The organism is Buttiauxella warmboldiae (genome assembly GCF_003818135.1).
Taxonomy (GTDB): domain Bacteria; phylum Pseudomonadota; class Gammaproteobacteria; order Enterobacterales; family Enterobacteriaceae; genus Buttiauxella; species Buttiauxella warmboldiae.
Genome location: NZ_RPOH01000061.1, coordinates 1 through 20,902, shown reverse-complemented (window position 1 = coordinate 20,902; position 20,902 = coordinate 1). Strand labels below are relative to the sequence as shown.

At 51.9% G+C, this 20,902-nt stretch carries 16 protein-coding genes and 1 pseudogene; 11 read left to right on the top strand and 6 right to left on the bottom strand.

Going from position 1 to position 20,902, the window contains the following annotated elements; all coding sequences use genetic code 11:
* Positions 1–2 precede the first annotated feature (2 nt).
* Together marR and EHN07_RS14030 are read right to left on the bottom strand one after the other, a co-directional pair.
* A complete protein-coding gene (gene marR, locus EHN07_RS14035; RefSeq protein WP_124024717.1) occupies positions 3–437 on the bottom strand; it encodes a multiple antibiotic resistance transcriptional regulator MarR in 435 nt (144 codons plus the stop codon).
* A 288-nt stretch (positions 438–725) separates the two neighbouring features.
* Positions 726–1,919, bottom strand: a complete 1,194-nt coding sequence (locus EHN07_RS14030; RefSeq protein ID WP_124024716.1) for a sugar transporter — start codon at positions 1,917–1,919, stop codon at positions 726–728.
* Positions 1,920–2,083: 164 nt separating this feature from the next.
* On the opposite strand from EHN07_RS14030, the gene EHN07_RS14025 reads away from it, so the two are divergent.
* The 4 genes from EHN07_RS14025 to EHN07_RS14010 all read left to right on the top strand — a co-directional run bounded on the left by EHN07_RS14025 (position 2,084) and on the right by EHN07_RS14010 (position 7,151).
* Positions 2,084–2,878, top strand: coding sequence for a PhzF family phenazine biosynthesis protein (locus EHN07_RS14025; RefSeq protein WP_124024715.1), 795 nt, complete (start codon positions 2,084–2,086; stop codon positions 2,876–2,878).
* Positions 2,879–3,035: 157 nt separating this feature from the next.
* Entirely contained in the window at positions 3,036–3,962 is a 927-nt protein-coding gene (gene glsB, locus EHN07_RS14020) for a glutaminase B (protein ID WP_124024714.1), read from the top strand.
* 150 nt (positions 3,963–4,112) lie between these two features.
* On the top strand, positions 4,113–5,531 hold the full coding sequence (locus tag EHN07_RS14015; RefSeq protein WP_244202405.1) for a GGDEF domain-containing protein: 1,419 nt from the start codon (positions 4,113–4,115) through the stop codon (positions 5,529–5,531).
* 168 nt (positions 5,532–5,699) lie between these two features.
* A complete protein-coding gene (locus EHN07_RS14010) occupies positions 5,700–7,151 on the top strand; it encodes a tagaturonate reductase (RefSeq protein ID WP_124024712.1) in 1,452 nt (483 codons plus the stop codon).
* A gap of 81 nt (positions 7,152–7,232) precedes the next feature.
* Here the strand turns inward: EHN07_RS14010 and dsbG are convergent, their stop codons facing one another.
* A complete protein-coding gene (gene dsbG / locus EHN07_RS14005) occupies positions 7,233–8,003 on the bottom strand; it encodes a thiol:disulfide interchange protein DsbG (RefSeq protein WP_124024711.1) in 771 nt (256 codons plus the stop codon).
* A 143-nt stretch (positions 8,004–8,146) separates the two neighbouring features.
* On the opposite strand from dsbG, the gene EHN07_RS14000 reads away from it, so the two are divergent.
* From EHN07_RS14000 to EHN07_RS13990, 3 genes are all read left to right on the top strand, one after another.
* Positions 8,147–8,428, top strand: coding sequence for a VF530 family protein (locus tag EHN07_RS14000; protein WP_124024710.1), 282 nt, complete (start codon positions 8,147–8,149; stop codon positions 8,426–8,428).
* Between the two features lie 129 nt (positions 8,429–8,557).
* Positions 8,558–8,833 (top strand): hypothetical protein, encoded by a 276-nt coding sequence (locus EHN07_RS13995; RefSeq protein ID WP_124024709.1) that lies wholly within the window; start codon positions 8,558–8,560, stop codon positions 8,831–8,833.
* A gap of 306 nt (positions 8,834–9,139) precedes the next feature.
* Complete coding sequence (locus EHN07_RS13990; RefSeq protein WP_124024708.1) at positions 9,140–9,592, top strand: SgcJ/EcaC family oxidoreductase; 453 nt, start codon at positions 9,140–9,142, stop codon at positions 9,590–9,592.
* A 67-nt stretch (positions 9,593–9,659) separates the two neighbouring features.
* Here the strand turns inward: EHN07_RS13990 and arsC are convergent, their stop codons facing one another.
* The 3 genes from arsC to EHN07_RS13975 are packed head-to-tail and all read right to left on the bottom strand — an operon-like array spanning position 9,660 to position 11,758.
* Complete coding sequence (arsC, locus tag EHN07_RS13985) at positions 9,660–10,088, bottom strand: glutaredoxin-dependent arsenate reductase (protein WP_124024707.1); 429 nt, start codon at positions 10,086–10,088, stop codon at positions 9,660–9,662.
* A 12-nt stretch (positions 10,089–10,100) separates the two neighbouring features.
* The gene (locus EHN07_RS13980) at positions 10,101–11,390 is read right to left on the bottom strand and encodes an arsenic transporter (RefSeq protein ID WP_124024749.1); all 1,290 of its coding nucleotides are present in this window, start codon (positions 11,388–11,390) and stop codon (positions 10,101–10,103) included.
* A 47-nt stretch (positions 11,391–11,437) separates the two neighbouring features.
* On the bottom strand, positions 11,438–11,758 hold the full coding sequence (locus EHN07_RS13975; RefSeq protein ID WP_124024706.1) for a metalloregulator ArsR/SmtB family transcription factor: 321 nt from the start codon (positions 11,756–11,758) through the stop codon (positions 11,438–11,440).
* A gap of 884 nt (positions 11,759–12,642) precedes the next feature.
* On the opposite strand from EHN07_RS13975, the pseudogene EHN07_RS13970 reads away from it, so the two are divergent.
* The 4 genes and pseudogenes from EHN07_RS13970 to EHN07_RS13955 all read left to right on the top strand — a co-directional run.
* Positions 12,643–16,293 (top strand): annotated as a pseudogene (locus tag EHN07_RS13970) (peroxidase family protein); the annotation flags it as partial.
* A 10-nt stretch (positions 16,294–16,303) separates the two neighbouring features.
* Complete coding sequence (locus tag EHN07_RS13965) at positions 16,304–18,043, top strand: type I secretion system permease/ATPase (RefSeq protein WP_124024705.1); 1,740 nt, start codon at positions 16,304–16,306, stop codon at positions 18,041–18,043.
* A 2-nt stretch (positions 18,044–18,045) separates the two neighbouring features.
* Positions 18,046–19,380, top strand: coding sequence for an HlyD family type I secretion periplasmic adaptor subunit (locus EHN07_RS13960; protein WP_124024704.1), 1,335 nt, complete (start codon positions 18,046–18,048; stop codon positions 19,378–19,380).
* A 159-nt stretch (positions 19,381–19,539) separates the two neighbouring features.
* A complete protein-coding gene (locus EHN07_RS13955) occupies positions 19,540–20,862 on the top strand; it encodes a glycoside hydrolase family 10-like protein (RefSeq protein ID WP_425267191.1) in 1,323 nt (440 codons plus the stop codon).
* Positions 20,863–20,902: the final 40 nt, after the last annotated feature.

Genomic DNA, 20,902 nt, shown 5'->3' with positions numbered 1-20,902 from the left:
GTTTACGGTAATACCTTTGTTAACAGCTGATAAAGCGTTTCGACTTCATCGTTTGTCAGGTTTTTTATCAGTTCTTGATGCAGGGTTTGCCCCAAAAGAGTGCGGCATTTTTCACACAGCGTTTTCCCCTCGGGAGTGAGGCGGATCAGCACCCCGCGTTTGTCATGGGGATTAGGCAAACGCTCGACCCACCCTTTGCACAGCAAGCGGTCTAACATGCGGGTTAACGCACCGGGGTCGACAGAAAGCGATTTCTTTAGCTCCATAGGGGTAATGCACTTTTCGCGATAGATGGTGCAGAGCACTTTAAACTGCGCCGCTGTCACCTCCAGTGGCGAAAGGTTTTCGTTGAGCAGGCGTTCCTTATACTGGTTAACCATATAGATCAGCTGCCCGAGCGGGATCATTTCGTTAAACAGATCGTTTGAGTTTTTCACTATGGTTGCCCAGGCAAGTATATTTAATCACGCAGGATATTATTGCTCGGGCAACCATAAGTCAACGTGATGGATCGCCAATGCCACGAATGGCTAAAACGGTTCAGTTTTTAACATTGATATCATTGCGCTAACGTCAATGGGGGAGCCTGACTGCTATATTCGCAGCGCTAAAAGGGGGGACAGGATGAGCGATGATTGAATTGATGAAGGCTATTGGACTTTATTACTCGATTCCCGGCGCGGTAAGTTGAACAAGGGGCGTATATTGTTTTGCCCCTTCGCTCTTTAGTGGCTGTGCTGTTCTTCAAGCGAGACCGGCCAGCGGCGAAAAATCAGCACTGAGCCGATCAGCGCGCAGAGTGCCGGCACGGCGCCTACCAGCCCGATATTCGCCATAGAGAAATGCAGGCTTACCTGGTTTCCCAGCAGCGCACCGGCACCGATCCCAAGATTAAAAATGCCTGAGAACAGCGCCATCGACACATCGGTGGCGTCAGGGGCCAGCGCCAGCACCTTCACCTGTATTCCAAGCGTAATAATCATGATCGCGATCCCCCAGAACAGGCTTAAAATCGTCAGATCCATGGCGCTTTGCGCCGCCGGGAGCAGCAATACCAGGCTGAGCACTAATAAACCAATGGCGCCGCTGACCAGGGTTGACGAGTGGCGGTTACCCAGCTTGCCAAACATTAGGCTGCCGATAATTCCCGCGCCGCCGAGCACCAGCAGCAGGAAAGTCGCCATACTGGCGCTAAGGCCCGCAATGTGTTGCACAAAAGGTTCAATATAGCTGTAGGCGGTGTAATGTGCGGTGACAACAATGGCGACCAGGGCATACAGGCTGACCAGCGCCGGGCGTTTGAACAGCAACGGCAAACTTTTCAGCGAACCTGAATGTTCGCTGGGTAATTTGGGCAGCAGTTTGATGACGCACAACAGCGTCAGCGCTGCGATAATGCCGATGGCGAAGAAGGTAGTGCGCCAGCCAAAATACTGTCCAACCACGCGCCCCAGCGGCAAACCTAACACCATCGCCAGCGCCGTCCCTGTGGCTATCAGACTCAGCGCCTGGGCCTTTTTACCCGCCGGAGCCATACGAATCGCCAGCGAAGCGGTAATCGACCAGAAGATGGCGTGCGCAAAGGCGATACCGATGCGGCTTATCACCAGCACGGTGAAATTCCAGGCGACGAACGAAAGCACATGACTTGCGATAAACAGGGTGAAAATGCAGATTAATAGCCGCTTACGCTCAACCTGGCTGGTTAACAACATAAACGGCAATGACATCAGCGCCACTACCCAGGCGTAAATGGTCAGCATGATGCCTACTTCTGCGGTTTGCATTCCAAAGCTGTTGGCGATATCAGAAAGTAAACCTACCGGGACAAATTCGGTGGTATTAAAAATAAAAGCGGCAACCGCGAGCGTAACGACGCGTAACCACGCCGTTTTGCGTGAGACGTTATTGATAGTCATAGTAAGGTTTCGCGTTGGTCAATAAGATCCGGAGAGCGGGCGATGATAAAACCATCGATCCCGCCATACAACTTGTTTTGTGATTTAACTCTCATTTTTTTATGTCGCTCATCAGGCCACGCATGGCACGATAGCGGTGATTGAACGCCCCGGGAGAAGAAACGATGCAGCAAATTGATTTTTATATGGTAGATGCCTTTAGCGATACGACTTTCGGCGGCAATGCTGCGGCAGTGTGCCCGCTCACGGAGTGGTTGCCGGATGAAACTTTACTGGCGATGACGCGCCAGCATAATCAGTCGGAAACGGCATTTTTCATCACGACGGATGAGGGGTTTGAACTGCGGTGGTTCACTACGCAGGGGGAGATAACGCTATGTGGGCACGCCACGCTTGCCACCGCCTATGTGATTTTTGAGTATCTCAATTACCCGGAAACCGCGATCCACTTTGCGACCCGATTTTTCGGGCCACTAACCGTTACGCGTAATGGCGACTGGTTGACGCTGGATTTCCCGGCCACCGCCAGCGAGCCTGTGGAACCACCGCCGCTGCTGCTTGATTGCCTGGGGATTAGCGATTATCAGCAGGTACGCCTTGGGCGCACCTATACCGTGGTGCTGGAAAACCAGCGCCAGGTTGAGGCGGTTACCCCGGATATTCAACTGATGCTGAAACTGAACCAAAAGGTCTGTATCACGGCACCGGCAGAGCTCGCAGGCTATGACTTTGTCAGCCGTTTCTTCTCACCGGCGGCGGCAATAACCGAAGACCCCGTCACCGGGTCAACGCACACCATGCTGATCCCCTATTGGGCGCAACGGCTGGGTAAAACGCAGATGCTGGCGCGGCAGGTTTCCCAGCGAGGGGGCGATATTCGCTGCCAGCTGGTTGGTGACAGGGTGCTGATGTCGGGCCAGGCTACGACCTATTTAGTAGGAAAAGTGTTGCTGCGCTAAGAATTTATATGGCTGATTTAACACCGTCTGAGGAACTGGCGGCACCACTCAAATGTGGTGAAGTTCACCTTATCGATCCTGTAAAGTTTTCAACTGCCTGCGGGGGAGCGCCTCTGCTATACTCGCGCCCTTAAAGCCCGCCGGACAGGAGTTTGTGGTGCCAGTTGTACTTAATAACCCATTGCTGGAAGATATTCTTACCCAGATACGGCCATTAATTGGCCGCGGGAAAGTGGCAGATTATATTCCGGTGCTGGCCGAAATCCCCGGTAACAAGCTGGGGATCGCGGTTTGTACCGTTGAGGGGGAAGTCTTTAGCGCAGGAGATGCGACAGAGCGCTTCTCGATCCAGTCGATCTCGAAAGTGCTGAGCCTGACGCTCGCCATGGCGCGTTATGAAGAGCACGAAATCTGGCAGCGCGTGGGTAAGGAGCCGTCCGGGCAGCCGTTTAACTCGTTACTCCAGCTGGAGCTGGAACAGGGTAAGCCGCGTAACCCGTTTATTAATGCCGGTGCGCTGGTGGTTTGCGATATGTTGCAGACGCGGCTGAGCGCGCCGAAACAGCGTATGCTCGAAGTGGTGCGTATGCTGGCGGAACAACCCGATCTGGGGTATGACGCGCGGGTGGCAAAATCCGAGCTTGAACATTCCGCCCGTAATGCGGCAATTGCCTGGCTGATGAAGTCCTTTGGTAATTTCGATAACGACGTGATGACCGTATTACATAATTACTTCCATTACTGTGCATTGAAAATGAGCTGCGCCGAGCTGGCAAAAACCTTTCTGTTTCTGGCCAATCAGGGGCGGGCATTGCATCTTGATGAACCGATAATTACCGCCCTACAGGCGCGCCAGATTAATGCCCTGATGGTGACCAGCGGGATGTATGACGGCGCGGGTGAATTTGCTTATCGCGTCGGGATGCCGGGTAAATCGGGGGTCGGCGGGGGGATTATTGCCGTGGTGCCGCAGGAGATGTCTATTGCGGTCTGGTGCCCGGAGCTGGATTCATCGGGTAACTCGCTTGCCGGAACGGCAGCGCTGGAGATTCTGGCGCAGCGCATCGGCCGCTCAATCTTCTGAATTTCATTGTCAGCTTGCACCCGGGGAGCCTGGTAAGACTCTTTATGCTAAGCTGAATTTTATTTTTTGCACTCCTCCCGTTGCATTATTTTATTGCGCAGTGCATGCATAAATATGAGTTAAAATAGCATGTCCAGACAAGCTCGATTGATGTTTTTTTCGCCTGAAAAACGGCTGGCTAACGCCATTATTCTATTTGTCATTACTACACTGTTTTACTTCTTTGGCGCATCGCTGCGCCTGATTGACGAGCTGTCGCTGTTCTGGCCGTTAAACGCGGTGCTGGCAGCGGTATTTGTGCGCAATCCGTTTCTGAATCGTGCGGCCTATTATTTTATCGCCTGCGGCGCGATGGTGCTTTTTGATGCGATGACCACGCGCTGGGGGTGGCAATCGCTGGTAATAAATCTCTCTAATATGGTGTTTATTATTATCATGGCGCGGCTATTGCTGCGTTATTCACGCGCCAGGGATGAAAATAATTGGGCGGTGAACGCTTTTAATCTTTTCTATTTTTGCCTTATTGCCTCGGTGCTCAGCTCTTTGGTGGGTTCAATTGGCTTCATGGGCCCCTCCGGGGATTATCGTCAGTTTCTCCCGCTATTTGCCGACTGGTTTAGCGAACAGTTCTCGACGGGCGTGTTGATGATGCCACTCCTGCTGATGGCAAAATGGCCGCAGTGGAGTAAGTGGCCTGCGTTTCATCTGTCAACACTCTACCCGCTGGCGGGAACGATCGTTTCGGTGCTGGCTTCGATGGTGATTGGTGGGGCAGGAAGCCTGACGTTCCCATTGCCCGCGCTTATCTGGTGCGCCATTCGCTACCCGCTGCCAATTACCGCGTTGATTACTTTTTTAACCGGCGGCATAGAGATAACTCTGGTCGCCCATTCGATGGTGGAGATGCATCACAACCACCCGCTGGTGGTGAATGAGATGTTCTCGGCCCGTCTGGGGATTGCCACCATGGCGATTTGCCCGCTGATTGTCTCGGTCAGCGTGGATGCGATTAAGCGGCTGATCCAACAAACGTCCCTCAGAGCAGATTACGACTACCTGACCGGTGTTTATTCGCGTTCTGGTCTGTATGAGGCGCTGAAGATCAAGGCCCCGTTAATGCATAAACCGGCACAAAAGCTGTGCGTGATGCTGCTGGATATTGACTACTTCAAGCGCATTAACGACAGTTTCGGCCATGAGTGCGGAGACGTCGTGTTAAGCGCATTTGCGGCGCAGCTGAGCAAAGTGGTTGGCGATAATGGGCTGGTCGCGCGCCTGGGTGGGGAGGAGTTTGTTGTGGTTTGCAGCACCGATAGCGAAGAACAGGGCTACGGAATAGCCGAAAAAATTCGCCAGAGCACAGAGCTCACGGCATTTCGTTATCAGCAGCAAACGTTATTTATCACCGTCAGTATTGGCCTTGCGGCCATGACACCCGAAAAACAGACGCTGCACGATGCCTTTAACTCATTGCTGGCGGAAGCGGATAAGTATCTCTACCTCTCGAAGCGCAATGGACGCAATCAGACCAGTAACGCAGCCGTTGAGGAGCTGACGATCGATAGCTAATTCTGGTGCCAGAGTGGCGATAAAGGGTTGTTCTACCAAAATTAGCGTTAAAAAAAATTGGTATAACAACTCTAACTTGATCAAAACGGGGTTTCACTTCCTTGAGTTCTGATAATTTGAGCGGGATATTTGTGGTCGTTCATCCTGTACTCACCAAGGAACAACATAGTGAAAACACTTAATCGTCATGATTTCCCTGGCGCTCAATATCCTGAACGTATTATCCAGTTTGGTGAAGGCAACTTCCTGCGTGCTTTTATTGACTGGCAAATCGATTTACTCAATGAACATACGGATTTGAATGCGGGCGTCGTTATCGTACGTCCAATCGACAGCGCTTTCCCGCCGTCGTTGTCTACCCAGGATGGGCTTTACACTACGGTAATCCGTGGTCTGAACGAGCAGGGCGAGGCGGTAAGCGATGCGCGTCTGATCCGTTCCGTAACCCGCGAAATCAACGTTTATCAAGAATATGAAGCGTACCTGAAACTGGCTCATAACCCAGATATGCGTTTCGTGTTCTCTAACACCACTGAAGCTGGCATTAGCTACCACGCGGGCGACAAATTTGAAGATGCGCCAGCGGTAAGCTACCCGGCGAAACTGACTCGTTTGCTGTTCGAACGTTTCAGCCACTTCAACGGCGCGCTGGACAAAGGTTGGGTAATCGTTCCCTGTGAGCTGATCGATTACAACGGTGACGCGCTGCAGGAACTGGTGCTGCGTTACGCACAAGAGTGGGAGCTGCCAGCAGCCTTCATTCAATGGCTGAACGAAGCTAATACTTTCTGTTCTACGCTGGTGGACCGTATCGTTACCGGTTACCCACGTGACGAAGCGGCAGATATCGAAAAATCTTTGGGTTACAAAGATAGCTTCCTGGCTGCGGCAGAGCACTTCTACCTGTTTGTTATCCAGGGCCCGGCGTCTCTGGCGCAAGAGCTGCGTCTGGATAAATATCCGCTGAACGTGCTGATCGTAGATGATATCAAGCCTTATAAAGAGCGTAAGGTTGCGATCCTCAACGGTGCTCACACCGCTCTGGTGCCGGTTGCTTATCTTGCCGGTCTGAACACCGTAGGTGAGTCCATGAATGACGCTGAGGTTTGTGGCTTCGTGGAAAAAACTATCGCTGAAGAGATCATTCCGGTACTGGATTTGCCGCGCGACGAGCTGCAGTCATTTGCTCAGGCCGTTACCAGCCGCTTCCAGAACCCGTATATTCAGCACCAGCTGTTGTCTATTGCGCTCAACGGGATGACCAAATTCCGTACCCGTATTCTGCCGCAATTGCTGGCGGGCCAGCAGGCGACCGGTACTTTGCCTGCACGTCTGACTTTCGCTCTGGCGGCGCTGATCGCTTTCTATAAGGGCGAGCGTAACAATGAAAGCTATCCGTTGCAGGATGACGAGCACTGGCTGGTGCGTTATCAGCAGCTGTGGACTTCACTCGGCGACAAGCAGATCACCGAGCAGCAGCTGGTTGAAGCGGTACTGAGCGACAGCGATCACTGGGGTCAGGATCTGACTCAGGTTTCCGGTCTGGTGGCGAAGGTTAGCGAAGATTTGCAGCTGATCCTGACGCAGGGTATGCGTGCGGCGGTAGCTCGTTACTGCTAATTTTGCCTGAATAAGCCAGAAGAATAGGGTGCCCCCGGGTTTTGCTCAGGGGCACTTTTTTTTGGTGACAACGTCACCAGGTCATGGCTGATTTTCGTCGCCCATGATCACTTTCATGGTTTTCTCGTCCGGTAGCCCCTGGTGCTGCTGCAGGCGTCCCTCTTTATTCCGATAGTAAACAGAAGGCGTGGCCGTGCCACCGAGTTCATCCATCAACGCCAGGTTCTCCGCCAGCGCTTTAGTGATTTCAGGCTTAATAGCCGATGGAATTTTCAGCGCCATTTTACCTTTGCTGTTTTCATATTCCGCCAGCGTTTGCGCCGGATCGTCCGCCATCATGATCGCCGCTGCCTTTTGGCCACTGTCCGGACGCAGCATGCCAACCATCAACACCCGCAGCTGCACTTTTCCTGATTGTAGCCACGGCTGCGCATTGTGCCAAAACTGAGTGCAGTAAGGGCAGTAAGGATCGGCAAAAGCATAAACCACCCGCGGAGCATCCGCTTTGCCAGCCGCTATCCAGCGATGTTGCCCGAGCTTTTGCCACATTTCTTTGGCCATCGGCGCATAAACCCATTTCTCCACCTGGGCATCGCTCAGGTTTTTCCCGGCGGCATCCACCAGGTTCCCCATGATGGCGTGCTGTTTATCCGGTGTCAGAAACACCGTCGTACCTTGCCCCTGAAACTGCATGACATAGCCCGGGAGATCGCCTGGCCCTTTAAATTCACCTTTCAGCTCAAAGCCTTGCTGCTCAAGCGCGGTAATCGGAGCCGGGAGATGAGTTTCAGCCGCCAGCGCCGGGGCGCTGGTGAGCAAGCCAAGCGACAGGGCCCATACTGCATGTTTCATTAACCAGTCCTTATCATTTCTCTGATGAAGATATGCCCGGTCAGGCTACATGTCATACGCCCGTAAGGAAAGTTCATCCTTTAGAAAGATGAGGCGGCGATATTTTGCTATCGTATGCACAATTATTCAGACTTACCGGACGCATGATGACTCACTCCTCAAAAGACCCGCTACACGGCATAACGCTTGAAGCGATAGTGAATGCTTTAGTTGCGCATTTTGGCTGGGAAAAACTGGCAAAACTTATCAATATTAACTGCTTTAAAAGTGACCCGAGCGTGAAGTCCAGCCTCAAGTTTTTGCGCCGTACCCCGTGGGCGCGCAAGGAAGTCGAAGATCTGTATATCGATATGGTAGAAACCGCAAAAGAGCGTCCCGCCTATAGCCCGTGGGCCAACTGGCAAAGTAAGAAAGGGCAGGAGTAAATAAGCCACCGTGGGGCGAAATGATGCGCCACAATCTGGCAAAATTTCTCCCTGTTTTGATGCAGTTAACCTTATTGCGGGTAAAAATATCATAGCCTGTTTCATATCATGTTCGCAGGAGGAACAGATATGGAAAAATACGTCTTCTATTACAAAGAGTTGGCCACCAAAGTGTTTGCCAAAAGCGCGTTATCTAAAGATGACATCCGGCAGCTAAAGGAAGAGGGGTTCAAAAAATACCCGCTGGAATTTGCGGCTGAGAATAAGCAGGATGCCATCAAAAAGCTTAACGAAAATAGCCGTGAGAATTTTGACGAGCTCAGTCAGTTTTCAGGAAATATTCTGCTTTTGGTGATCGTTATGTTAATCACCATGGCACTCATTTATCTATTTCCCTTACGCTGAACGATGGCTTTTTCTGACAGGGCAGCCATCTGCCGGGTAGTTAACAGACGTTATCAACGAAGATCATAAATCAGCCCACCTGGCAGAGGGGGCTGAGTGAATCGCGCTAAGATTTTTCCCGTTCGCTGCTCACTTACTCGTACCATAACAATCGCTTAGCTCATTAAATAATCTAATTTCAATTCAAGTCATTCCGCACGGTGAGTTATAGTAAAGCAATGTAACTATTCTTAAGTTAAATTGCTTACCCTTACTAATACTGGTATTTCTGTTTGCAGGAAAAACTGTGTAATCAAAGGGATAAATATGAACAAGTTATTAGGTATCGTCGGTTCACTGGTGTTATTTTCAGGCTCAGCAATGGCAGCAACGGCTCCTGACTGCGTCAAAGTCGATAAGGCTCAAATCGAAGGGCTGTTCGATAAATGGAATGATTCACTACAGACCGGCGATGCACATAAAGTCGCAAATAATTATCTGAGCGACGCGGTACTGTTACCAACCGTCTCCAATAAAGTGCGCCTGACTGACGCCGAACGTGTTGATTATTTCGAACACTTCCTGGAGAAAAAACCGTTTGGCAAAATTGATAGCCGCACCGTGCGTCTGGGCTGTAACAAGGCGGTTGATGCAGGCACTTACACCTTTACCTTCGCAGATAAGTCAACGGTGTCGGCACGTTATACCTTCACTTATGCCTGGGATGGCAAAGAGTGGAAAATTTCTACGCACCACTCTTCGGCAATGCCAGAAGCATAAGCAACGAATTATCAGTTGCTCAGCATTTCAAATTAGCCCCCATAATTGGGGGCTTTCTGTTGCCAGCTTATTTCTTGATGGGTTTACCCTCGGCATCAACCACGCGTTCACCATCTTCTTTGCTGAATTCACCTCGCTGTGCATCTGGCAAAATACCTAACACCAGCTCTGATGGTCGACATAGCCGGGAGCCCTGCGGGGTAACGACAATCGGTCGGTTAATCAGAATAGGGTGCTGCAACATCAAATCGATCAGCCGAGCGTCACTGAAATTATCATCTGCCAGCGCTAATTGTTCATAAGGCTCGACGTTCTTACGCAGCAGTTCACGAACCGGGATCCCCATATCGGCAATCAGTTTCACCAGTTCTGCACGGGTGGGCGGCGTTTCCAGATACAGAATCACGTTGGGTTCGGTGCCGCTGTTACGAATTAGCTCCAGCGTGTTGCGTGATGTCCCGCACGCGGGGTTGTGATAGATAGTTACATTGCTCATATCAGAATCTCATTACAGTGTAAAAGTCAGACGCAGCGCAAGCGCTGCCAGCGTGACAAAAAGCACCGGGATAGTCATAACAATGCCCACCCGGAAATAATATCCCCAGCTAATCGTCATATTTTTTTGCGCCAAAACGTGTAGCCAAAGAAGCGTTGCGAGGCTGCCAATCGGCGTAATTTTTGGCCCCAGATCGCAGCCGATCGCGTTGGCATAAATCATCGCTTTTTTGATGATGCCGGTCGCGGTGCTGCCATCAATCGATAGCGCTCCCACCAGGACAGTGGGCATATTGTTCATTACGGATGACAGGAAGGCCGTCAGGAACCCTGTCGCCAGCGTTGCCGTCCACAATCCTTGCTCTGCAAGCTGGTTAAGCAGGGCGGAAAGGTAGTGGGTCAACCCGGCATTACGTAAGCCGTAGACCACCAGATACATCCCCAGCGAGAAGATCACGATTTGCCAGGGGGCGCCACGCAGTACCTTGCCGGTGTTGATAGCATGGCCTTTCTTCGCTACAGCAAACAAAACTAACGCCCCCACGGCGGCGACCAGGCTGACCGGTACCCCAAGCGGCTCCAGTGCAAAGAACCCCACCAGCAGCAAAACCAGAATCAGCCAGCCGGTTTTAAACGTATTCACATCGCGGATGGCATCTTTTGGCTGTTTTAATCGGGAAACGTCATAAACGGCGGGAATATCTTTACGGAAAAAGAGATGTAGCATCACCAGCGTGGTCGCAATAGCGGCAAGATTGACCGGCACCATGACTGCTGCATATTCTGTGAACCCAAGCTTAAAGAAATCAGCCGAGACGATATTCACCAGATTCGAGACTATTAGCGGCAGGCTGGCCGTATCAGCGATAAAACCTGCTGCCATCACAAAAGCCAGGGTTGCGCTCTGGCTGAATCCCAGAGCCAGCAGCATTGCAATCACGATAGGTGTCAGAATCAGTGCGGCACCATCATTGGCGAACAAGGCGGCGACCATCGCTCCCAGCAGAACAATCCAGGTAAACAGCAGCCGACCACGCCCATTCCTCCAACGAGCAACATGCAGCGCGGCCCATTCAAAAAAGCCGGATTCATCAAGCAGCAGGCTGATAATGATCACCGCGATAAAGGTGGCGGTCGCATTCCAGACTATCTGCCAGACCACCGGAATATCACCTAAGTGAACCACGCCCGTCAGCAATGCCAGGCCTGCGCCCAGCGCGGCGCTCCAGCCAATTCCCAGCCCCCTGGGCTGCCAGATAACCAGAACGAGAGTGAGCAAGAAAATAGCCCCAGCCAGTACCATCATAAAACTCCAGTTATATTTGTTTTTTCGAATATGTTCTTATGTGCTTAACAAGAACTGGCTGAAGCCCGGCCCAGTTTACTACGGATGTTTTCACGCTCACTATTCCAGGCTGCATCGATGATGAGCGCCGCCCATGCTGGCATATGCGGCGACAGGCGATAATGCACCCATTTTCCTTCACGGCGATCGATGACCAGCTCAGCCTCGCGTAACAGAGCCATATGGCGTGATATTTTGGGTTGAGATTCCACCGTTGCTGCACAGATATCGCAGACACACAGCTCTCCGGATTCTCTGAGCAGCATCACAATGTTCAAACGGGTTTCATCGGCAAGCAGTTTAAAAAGTTGAACAGGCTGGAGCATGTTGAACCTCGATATCAATTAACAATGCATATGTTAATTCATATATAAATGTCTTTAAAGCATACTTTCAGGGCGAAGGATTTTTAGGCGGTTGATTTCTTTCACGGTGTACAGCCATAGAAAACTCCTCATCAGGAAAAGCGAGTCGTTGACCAGACATATAGGTCTGAAAACTATAGCCTGGCCATTCGTGTTATGAGCCACAAATAGACATTAGCATTGAGCCTCCGTGATTTTGGTGCGCATAATGTATATTATGTTAAATTTAGTTTAAGCTACAAACTCCAGTGGTTGGTCCCGGCTGCAAGCATCAGCCAGCCACTGGCGTTCCCCCCTTCCATTTTCAATAGATGCTTTTCGTTGAAAATCTGGCCTTACAGAAAAATCGCACTTACATTCTGAGGCGCATTTCGGGCTATTCCTGTCAGCAGCCAAACGCCAGCCTGCGTGGCAAACTTCGAGCTGTGATTCTGCACTACCGTGATCGGTTAAGAAAAAAGATCGATAAAACCGTATCAGCCATTAGAGCAAATTTTAATTTTTTCATAACTCATAAAAAAGTATGAGTGTAGTAATGCAAAGAAAAACCATAGTTAGGATCATAACAAAAATGTAATGTGAGATTGCCCCTTCAAAAAAGACAAGCACCATTACCGTTTTTCATTCCATTTGCCTTGAATGCATTCGCAAATTCAAAGGGCTGAGGCCGCCTGCAGCTTGTTTAAATAACTTTCTGAGTGAGATGAATAAACTTATCCCGCTAAGTATTACCGGGAGAGTAACTCTAAACAGGTAGCCAATATTTAAAATGGATTTTTGCACTGTATCCGCAAGCAGGTAGTTCGTGTTGTTACATACAGTTCATTGCCCTGCCTGTTTTTTAACGACAGGTCGGTAACGAAATTGACGAATTTATTACCGATGCCCTGCGTAACAACCTTATTGGGCTACCGCTAGATTTAGGTGCGTTGAACATTGCCCGCGGCCGTGAAACCGGCATGCCAACGCTCAACCAGGCCCGTGAGCAGTTCCATGCGTTAAGCGGCAATAGCGAACTACGGCCTTATACCAGCTGGGCTGATTTTACGACGTACCTGAAAAACCCGGCCTCCATCATCAACTTTATGGCGGCCTACGGCCAGCACGAGTCGATTCTGGGCGCTACTACGCTTGAAGAGAAACGCGCGGCGGTAAACTTCTTGCTGTTTGGTGATGGCAGCACCCCGCCTCCGGCTGACGCGCTCGATTTCTTTAACAGTACCGGAACATGGGCAACCAAAGAGTCTGGCCTGAATATGGTCGATTTCTGGATCGGTGGCCTCGCGGAACGCAAGAACGAGTTTGGTGGAATGCTGGGTTCCACCTTTAACTTTGTCTTTGAAACACAAATGGAAATGCTGCAAGACGGCGATCGTTTCTACTATCTGAGCCGTGTTCAGGGGATGAACATGCTCAACGAGCTGGAAGCAAACTCGTTTTCCGCCCTGGTGATGCGCAATAGCGACCTGGGTGAAAATGGTTCGTCGCACCTGCCCGCGAATCTGTTTGGCACGCCAGACCATATTTTCGAAGTCAATCGCGCGTTGCAAACGGAAGCCGATCCGACCTGGGGTAACCCGCTGAAAGATTTGCTCACCCCGCTGCTGGTGAGAAAAGATGCCACTCAGGATGTGAACGGTGATGGTGCGGCAGACGGTGGGTATATCAAATATACCGGTGATGGGCATGTGGTACTCGGCGGTTCTGCCGGTAACGATACGCTAATTGGTAGTAAAGGAATCGACAGTCTGTGGGGAGATGGCGGCGACGATCGTCTGGATGGTGGCGATGAGGCCGACGTGGTTCACGGCGGCGACGGCAATGACATTATTACCGATACCGGTACGCCAGTCGGAGATGCTGATTTCCTGCATGGTGATGCGGGGCATGATGTCATCTTTTCCGGTAACGGTAACGATCTGGTGTTCGGCGGCAGCGGCAGTGATTTTGTGGTAGTCGGCGAAGATGCACAGGAGGTCTTTTCCGGGCGGGATAATGACTTTGCGCTGGGTGGTTCGGGCGCTGACTTCCTGCTGGGTAATGAGGGCGACGACTGGCTGGAAGGCGGTGACGGCTTCGATACGCTTGCCGGTGATAACTCCGAGTTGTTCTTCAACAGCACCATTATTGGTCATGACGTGCTGAACGGCCAGGGCAACGATACCGACTACGATGGCGAAGCCGGTGACGACATCATGGTTCAGGGGGCGGGTATCCAGCGCAATAACGGGATGTCGGGTTTCGACTGGGCAATCCATAAAGGCGACCCGAACGGTGCAAATTCCGATCTCGGTATTCCAATTTTCGTTAACCAGCAGGAGTTTATTCTGCGAGACCGCTTCGACCTGGTTGAAGGGTTGTCGGGATGGAAACACAACGATGTGTTAACGGGGACCGAGCAGCCCATTGGTACCGCGCCGGTTCAGGGCACCCCGCTCTCCAATAATCTTACCCAGGAAGGCGCCGACAGAATTAACGGACTGCAGGCGATCCTCGGTGTGGAACACTCTTCTAACCCTGACGCCGTGCTGTTTAACCCGGATGATGGCAGCGATATTTTACTTGGCGGCGGCGGCAGCGATCGCATTACTGGTAAAGCAGGCAATGACATCATTGATGGTGACGCATGGCTGAACGTAAGGATTGCGGTCAGCGGGCTACCGGGTATTACCAGCGTAGACAGTATCAACGAGCTGAAATCGTACATGCTGGCGGGCACCTTAAAACCCGATCGGCTTGCTATTGTGCGCGAAATCCACCACGAAGGTGATGGTTCGGAAACTGATGTTGCGGTGTACCGCGACATCAGCAGCAACTACGCCTTTAGCCGTATGGCGGATGGTAGCCTGCGTGTTGATCATGCAACACCCGATGCCGCACTGAACCTGGATGATGGTATCGACCGCCTGCTGAACATCGAAAAACTCGAGTTCGGTAACGGTGAACAGCTGTGGGTGACCGCGCAACAGGCAACGGGCAATCTCACCATCAATAACCCTTCTCCATCGGTGGGCGATCTCCTGCGTGTCGATCTGGCTAATTTGGCGGATGGCAACGGTATCGCGGCCAATACCGCTATCACGCTGACCTGGCAGGCGCTAGTGGGCGGCGAATGGCGGGACCAGGCAACCGGCGTGGAATTCAGAGTGCCGGGAGCCATCCAGGGGGCACCGCTGCGGGTAGTTGCCAGCTTCAACGATCGTATGGGGGATGCGGAAAAAGTGCTTTCTGCACAAACCCAGCCGGTAATGATACGGGACCAGCCGACTAGCGGTGCGCCGGTCATTAACGATCTGACGCCAACCGAAAGCCTGATGCTTACCGCGGTAGTTTCGAGTATCGCTGATGCTGACGGCCTGAGCGGCGGTAATTTTAGCTATCAATGGCGCATGAGCACGGCGACCGGATTCGTCAATATTGCCGGAGCCACTGCGGCTACCTTTACACCGGGCCAGGGGATGGTCGGCAGGAATTTGCAGGTGGTGGTTACCGTGGTTGACGATGAAGGTAATGCCCCTGTTGTTCTGACTTCAACCACGACCCAACCGGTTGGCGACCTTATGGTTGGCAGCAACGCAGGGAACGTATTTGTTGGAACGACATGGAGTGACATCCTGCGTGGCGAAGGCGGCAGTGATACTCTGCTTGGACGTGCAGGCGACGATCTGTTGGTCGGTGGCGCAGGTAACGACAGCCTGTTAGGTGAGGCAGGACAAGATACTCTCCAGGGGGATGCGGGCAACGACACCCTCAATGGTGGCCTCGGTGCCGATAGCATGGCTGGCGGTATCGGAAATGATACCTATCTCGTGGATAGTGCTGGAGACATTGTGCTTGAAGGCCTTAATGCCGGGCGGGATGTCGTTGAAACCGGCCTCAGCAGTTACGACCTGAGCGACAATGTTGAAGAACTGCTCTTCACCGGGCAAGGCAGTTTCATCGGTACCGGTAATGACCTTGCCAACATTATTACCAGCGGTAACGGTAATGATTTCTTATTCGGCATGGGCGGAAACGATCGGCTGTCGGGCGGGTTGGGTAATGACCTCCTGGACGGCGGTGACGGTAACGATACCCTGCTGGGAGGGAACGGTAACGACGCGATGATTGGTGGCGCGGGTGACGATACCCTTACTGCCGGTACCGGTGCGGACATACTTAACGGCGAGACTGGCAACGACATTATGGATGGCGGCACCGGAAATGACATCTTCGCCTTCAGCGCAAGCTTTGGCCAGGACCGCATCAACGGTTTCGATAGTAATGCGAATGGCGGGCAGGATTATCTCGATCTGAGTTTGCTGGGCATCACCTCGGTTAATTTCGCCAGTAGCGTCGGGATCGCGGCAAACGGTGGCAATACCCTTGTTACCGTCGGTACCGATGTCATTACGTTAGTGGGCGTGAATTCAACCACCGTGAATATGGGTGATTTTATCCTCGAAATACCGTCTGCCTTTGCCGTTAACAACGGTAATAGCGAACTTATCGCATAAGGAGAAGCACATGTCGCGCCAGCCTATGCCTGCGGCACTGAAGAGTGCCTTAAAGGGGATAAAACCCACCTTTATTACGCTGCTGTTTTTTAGCTGTGTGATAAATATGCTTATGCTGGCGCCGGCAATCTATATGTTGCAGGTCTATGACCGCGTTCTGGTGAGCAAAAACACCACGACGTTGCTGATGCTAACGTTACTGATTGTTGGATTATATATTGTTATTGCCATGATCGAGTCTGCCCGTTCAAGCGTCATGGTAAGGCTGGGTAACCGACTGGATGTGAAATTAAGCCAGCCGATCTTTAATGCGGCCTTTAAGCGTAAGGTGGCGACCGGCGATAATAACCCCGCCCAGGCGCTGGCCGAGCTGGATCAAATTCGTCAGTTCCTGTCCGGTAATAGCCTGTTTGCACTACTGGATATTCCCTGGACACCGGTATATCTGTTTATTGCTTTTATTGTTCACCCGCTGCTGGGTTATCTCTCTGCCGGAGGGATAATCATATTATTTATTCTGACGCTGGTTTCTGAAATTTCAACCAAGCGCCCTATTCAGCAGGCCCATGCGCTGACCATCAATAACGCCAGTAAACTCAACAAACAGTTACAAAACTCCGATGCCATTGAAGCGATGGGCATGCTCTCCAGCCTGAAACAGAACTGGCAGGAGCAGCATAGCAAGGTACTGATATTACAAACCCAGATCGCCGATAAAACCGCAGGGTTAAGTAGCCTGAGCCGCTTTGTACGCGTGTTGCTACAATCCATTGCACTTGGAGCCGGCGCCTTACTGGTGATCGGGGGCCAGATTACCCCGGGGCTGATGATTGCCGCTTCCATCATTCTTGGGCGCGTTCTTAATCCGGTGGAACAAATCATCGGTAGCTGGAAGCAGTTTGTGCAATTTCGTAGCGCGTGGCACCAGCTATCAACGCTGCTGAAGGAGTACCCGGCACCGAAAGAGATCCTGACGCTGCCGCGCCCGAAAGGCAATATCAGCGTCGAAGCGGTTTTCGCTGCGGCACCCGGCCAGCAATCCCCTTTATTGCGCAATATCTCATTCCACCTCGAGCAAGGTGAGGTGCTGGGTATTATTGGTCCTTCCGCCTCAGGTAAAACCTCGCTGGCTAAGCTGCTGGTTGGCGTCTGGAAGCCGTTATCCGGTAAGGTACGCCTGGACGGGGCGGATATTTGTCAGTGGGACAAAGAGTTACTTGGTCCTACCATCGGCTATCTTCCGCAAGATGTGGAGCTGTTTGATGGCAGTATTGCGCAAAACATCGCCCGCTTTGCAAAAAACGACAGCGAACTTATCGTCGCAGCGGCGACGCTGGCAGGGGTACACGAAATGATCTTACGCCTCCCCCAGGGCTATGACACACCGCTTGGCGCGGGTGGGCATCAGCTATCCGGCGGGCAGCGGCAGCGCATTGGGCTGGCGCGGGCGGTCTACAACAAACCCGTATTTATCGTTCTGGATGAACCTAATGCCAACCTGGATGACGCGGGTGAATTTGCCCTTATCAAGGCGATTAATACGCTACGCACGCAAGGCCAGACCACCGTAATTATCTCGCACCGCCCGACGCTGCTCGGGGTGGTCAACAAGGTATTACTCCTTAATGAAGGAGCCATGCAGGAGTTCGGAACCCGTGACCAGGTTTTTGCTAATCTACGCCAGGCCAACATCTTAAAACCGGTGGCAACCTCTGCGTCATCAAGTCATGAACAGCAACGCGAGGCCTGATAATGAAAAAGAATAACACTACTGAAGCGGTCCCCGGTTCCGGTAGCGTGGATACCAAAATCTGGCCACCGATACTGCGCGGAATAATCGTTATTGTGCTCGGCGTTGGGGGCTTCTTACTATGGGCGGTACAAGCGCCTCTGGATGCGGGTGTGGTTGCTGATGGTACGGTGACAGTTTCGAGCAACCGTAAAACTATCCAGCATCTAAGCGGTGGGCGAGTAACCGATATCTTTATCAAAGAGGGGGACGCCGTTAAAAAAAACCAGGTTCTGGTAAGGCTGGATAAGATGCAGCTTGAAATGCGCTACAGCGGATTAAACGCGCAATATATTTCAGCAAAGAGCGTGGAAGATCGTCTACTGGCAGAGCGAGACGGCCGGGAAAACATTGCCTTTGATCGGACCCTGACGCAGCAATTTGCCGATAATAAACGGCTGGCAGAAGTCAGAAACTTGCAGGCTAAATTATTTGATACGCGCCGCAGGACAATTCAGGATGAGTTATCCATGATTCAGGAAACCCTGGATGGCCTGGTGGGGCAAACCGAGAATTTGAATAAAATAAAGGGCTACCACGACCGTCAATTCAGCCTGATTAACCGCGAGCTGGGTGCCATCAGAGCGCTCAGCGAGAAAAATTATTACCCCAAAGCGCAATTGCTGGTGCTGGAACGTGAGGCGGCAGAAATATCCGGCAGCGTCTCAGAAGACATCCTTAACATTGCCAAACTGAAATCACAGCAAAATGAGTTGAAAATTAAAGCCTACCAGGTGCGCCATCAATACCTGCGGGAAGTGGAATCTGAGCTTACCGAGAAGCAAAAAGAGGTTGCCATGCTGGAGGATGAGCTGGCGTCGACGCGCCATGAGCTGGGCAATACGGAGATCCGCTCGCCCATCGATGGTATCGTGCTGGATGTTAAAGTGAGCACGATAGGCGGTGTCATTCAGCCGGGGGAACATCTAATGGATATTGTTGCTGCCGGCCAGCCCCTGCAAATTGACGCCAAAATTCCGGTGCACGCCATTGATAAACTGGCTCCCGGGCTGACGGTTGACGTGCTATTCCCTGCCCTCAACCATGCTTTATTACCGTCAGTTCCGGCTCAGGTGCTAACGATTTCAGCCGACCGTTTAATGGATGAGGTGACACAGCAGCCCTACTATCTTGCTGAAGTTCTGGTGTCTACAGAGGGGCAGCATCTGCTGGGTGACTACAAAATTAAAGCCGGGATGCCGGCGAGTGTGACCATAAAAACGGGCGAGCGGACATTGCTAAGCTATCTTTTCAAACCGTTAATCGCCCGCCTGGAGCGGGCATTTAAAGAATACTGATGCCCCGGCTGTATGGCAAGTGAACATGAGGTCACTCGCCAGCCTTAATTCAGCCATATCCCCTGCCTGATTTGCCATTAACCTAATTTGTATCATTGACTTAAATTCGAATCAGAAGAGAATATTTCGTTCTGGCTAAACCCTGACATTCTGGAGTCTATCATTAGCACTTCTCGTTGCTTTGCGCTCGCAGCTAAAGTGAAAACCTTAGGCTGCCTGGTTGCCGCTGCTCTGCTACTTGCCAGCTGCGCTTCTAAGCCGCCGGTTTCCCTGGTTACCCCGGTGGCTAAGCCACTACCGCTCAAACCACTGCAGCATCAGGAGCCGGTTCGCGGCGTCTGGCTGACCACGGTTTCGCGCCTGGACTGGCCGCCTGTGGCATCGGTGAATATCAGCAATGCCGCCAGCCGTATCCGGCAGCAGCAGGCAGCGCTGAAGCATAAACTGGATAACCTGAAAAGCCTCGGTATCAACACCGTATTTTTCCAGGTTAAGCCGGATGGCACCGCGCTGTGGGCTTCAAAAATCCTGCCATGGTCAGATACGCTGACCGGTAAAATTGGCGCAGATCCGGGCTACGATCCGTTACAGTTTATGCTTGATGAAGCGCATAAGCGCGGGATTAAAGTTCACGCCTGGTTTAACCCCTATCGCGTTTCGACCAACACCAAACCATCGACCGTTGCTGAATTAAACCGCACTTTGTCAGACCGGCCACCAAGCGTATTTGTGCTGCACCGCGACTGGATCCGCACCTCTGGAGAGCGTTTTGTGCTCGACCCCGGCATCCCGGAAGTTCGGGACTGGATAACCAGCATTGTGGCTGAAGTCGTTTCGCGTTATGCCGTAGACGGTGTGCAATTTGATGACTATTTTTATACGGAAACCCCCGCTTCGCGCATCAATGACAGCGAGACATTCCAGCAATATGGTCAGGGCTTTGCTGCAAAGGCGGACTGGCGACGAAATAACACCGAACAGCTCATTGAACAGGTTTCACGGACTATCAAGCAGTTGAAACCTGAGGTTGAATTTGGCGTCAGCCCTGCTGGGGTCTGGCGTAATCGTTCATTCGATCCTGCTGGTTCTGATACCCGAGGCGCTGCGGCCTACGATGAATCTTTTGCCGACACCCGCAAATGGGTACAGCAAGGTCTGCTGGATTATATAGCCCCCCAGCTGTACTGGCCCTTCGCACGCGATGCGGCACGTTATGATGTGCTGGCAAAATGGTGGGCGGATGTGGTGCGGCCCACGCATACGCGCCTCTATATTGGCGTTGCGCTGTATAAAGTCGGTGAGTTTTCCAAAAAAGAGCCGGACTGGACGATAAACGGCGGCGTGCCGGAGTTGAAAAAACAGCTCGATCTGAATGAATCACTGCCGCAAATCAACGGCACGATTTTGTTCCGTGAAGATCATCTTAATCAGCCGCAGACTCAGGAAGCAGTCCGCTATCTGAGGAGTCGCTGGGGGAATTAAGCTGATAACCACAAAGAAGGAAAAACCACGCTTTTTCCTT

What these genes read in the sequence shown, in the direction of transcription:
- EHN07_RS14030 (WP_124024716.1), bottom strand. Translation starts at nt 1,919, where the DNA reads ATGACTATCAATAACGTCTCACGCAAAACGGCGTGGTTACGCGTCGTT.
- EHN07_RS14025 (WP_124024715.1), top strand. Translation starts at nt 2,084, where the DNA reads ATGCAGCAAATTGATTTTTATATGGTAGATGCCTTTAGCGATACGACT.
- EHN07_RS14015 (WP_244202405.1), top strand. Translation starts at nt 4,113, where the DNA reads ATGTTTTTTTCGCCTGAAAAACGGCTGGCTAACGCCATTATTCTATTT.
- dsbG (WP_124024711.1), bottom strand. Translation starts at nt 8,003, where the DNA reads ATGAAACATGCAGTATGGGCCCTGTCGCTTGGCTTGCTCACCAGCGCC.
- EHN07_RS14000 (WP_124024710.1), top strand. Translation starts at nt 8,147, where the DNA reads ATGATGACTCACTCCTCAAAAGACCCGCTACACGGCATAACGCTTGAA.
- EHN07_RS13995 (WP_124024709.1), top strand. Translation starts at nt 8,558, where the DNA reads ATGGAAAAATACGTCTTCTATTACAAAGAGTTGGCCACCAAAGTGTTT.
- EHN07_RS13990 (WP_124024708.1), top strand. Translation starts at nt 9,140, where the DNA reads ATGAACAAGTTATTAGGTATCGTCGGTTCACTGGTGTTATTTTCAGGC.
- arsC (WP_124024707.1), bottom strand. Translation starts at nt 10,088, where the DNA reads ATGAGCAATGTAACTATCTATCACAACCCCGCGTGCGGGACATCACGC.
- EHN07_RS13980 (WP_124024749.1), bottom strand. Translation starts at nt 11,390, where the DNA reads ATGGTACTGGCTGGGGCTATTTTCTTGCTCACTCTCGTTCTGGTTATC.
- EHN07_RS13975 (WP_124024706.1), bottom strand. Translation starts at nt 11,758, where the DNA reads ATGCTCCAGCCTGTTCAACTTTTTAAACTGCTTGCCGATGAAACCCGT.
- EHN07_RS13965 (WP_124024705.1), top strand. Translation starts at nt 16,304, where the DNA reads ATGTCGCGCCAGCCTATGCCTGCGGCACTGAAGAGTGCCTTAAAGGGG.
- EHN07_RS13960 (WP_124024704.1), top strand. Translation starts at nt 18,046, where the DNA reads ATGAAAAAGAATAACACTACTGAAGCGGTCCCCGGTTCCGGTAGCGTG.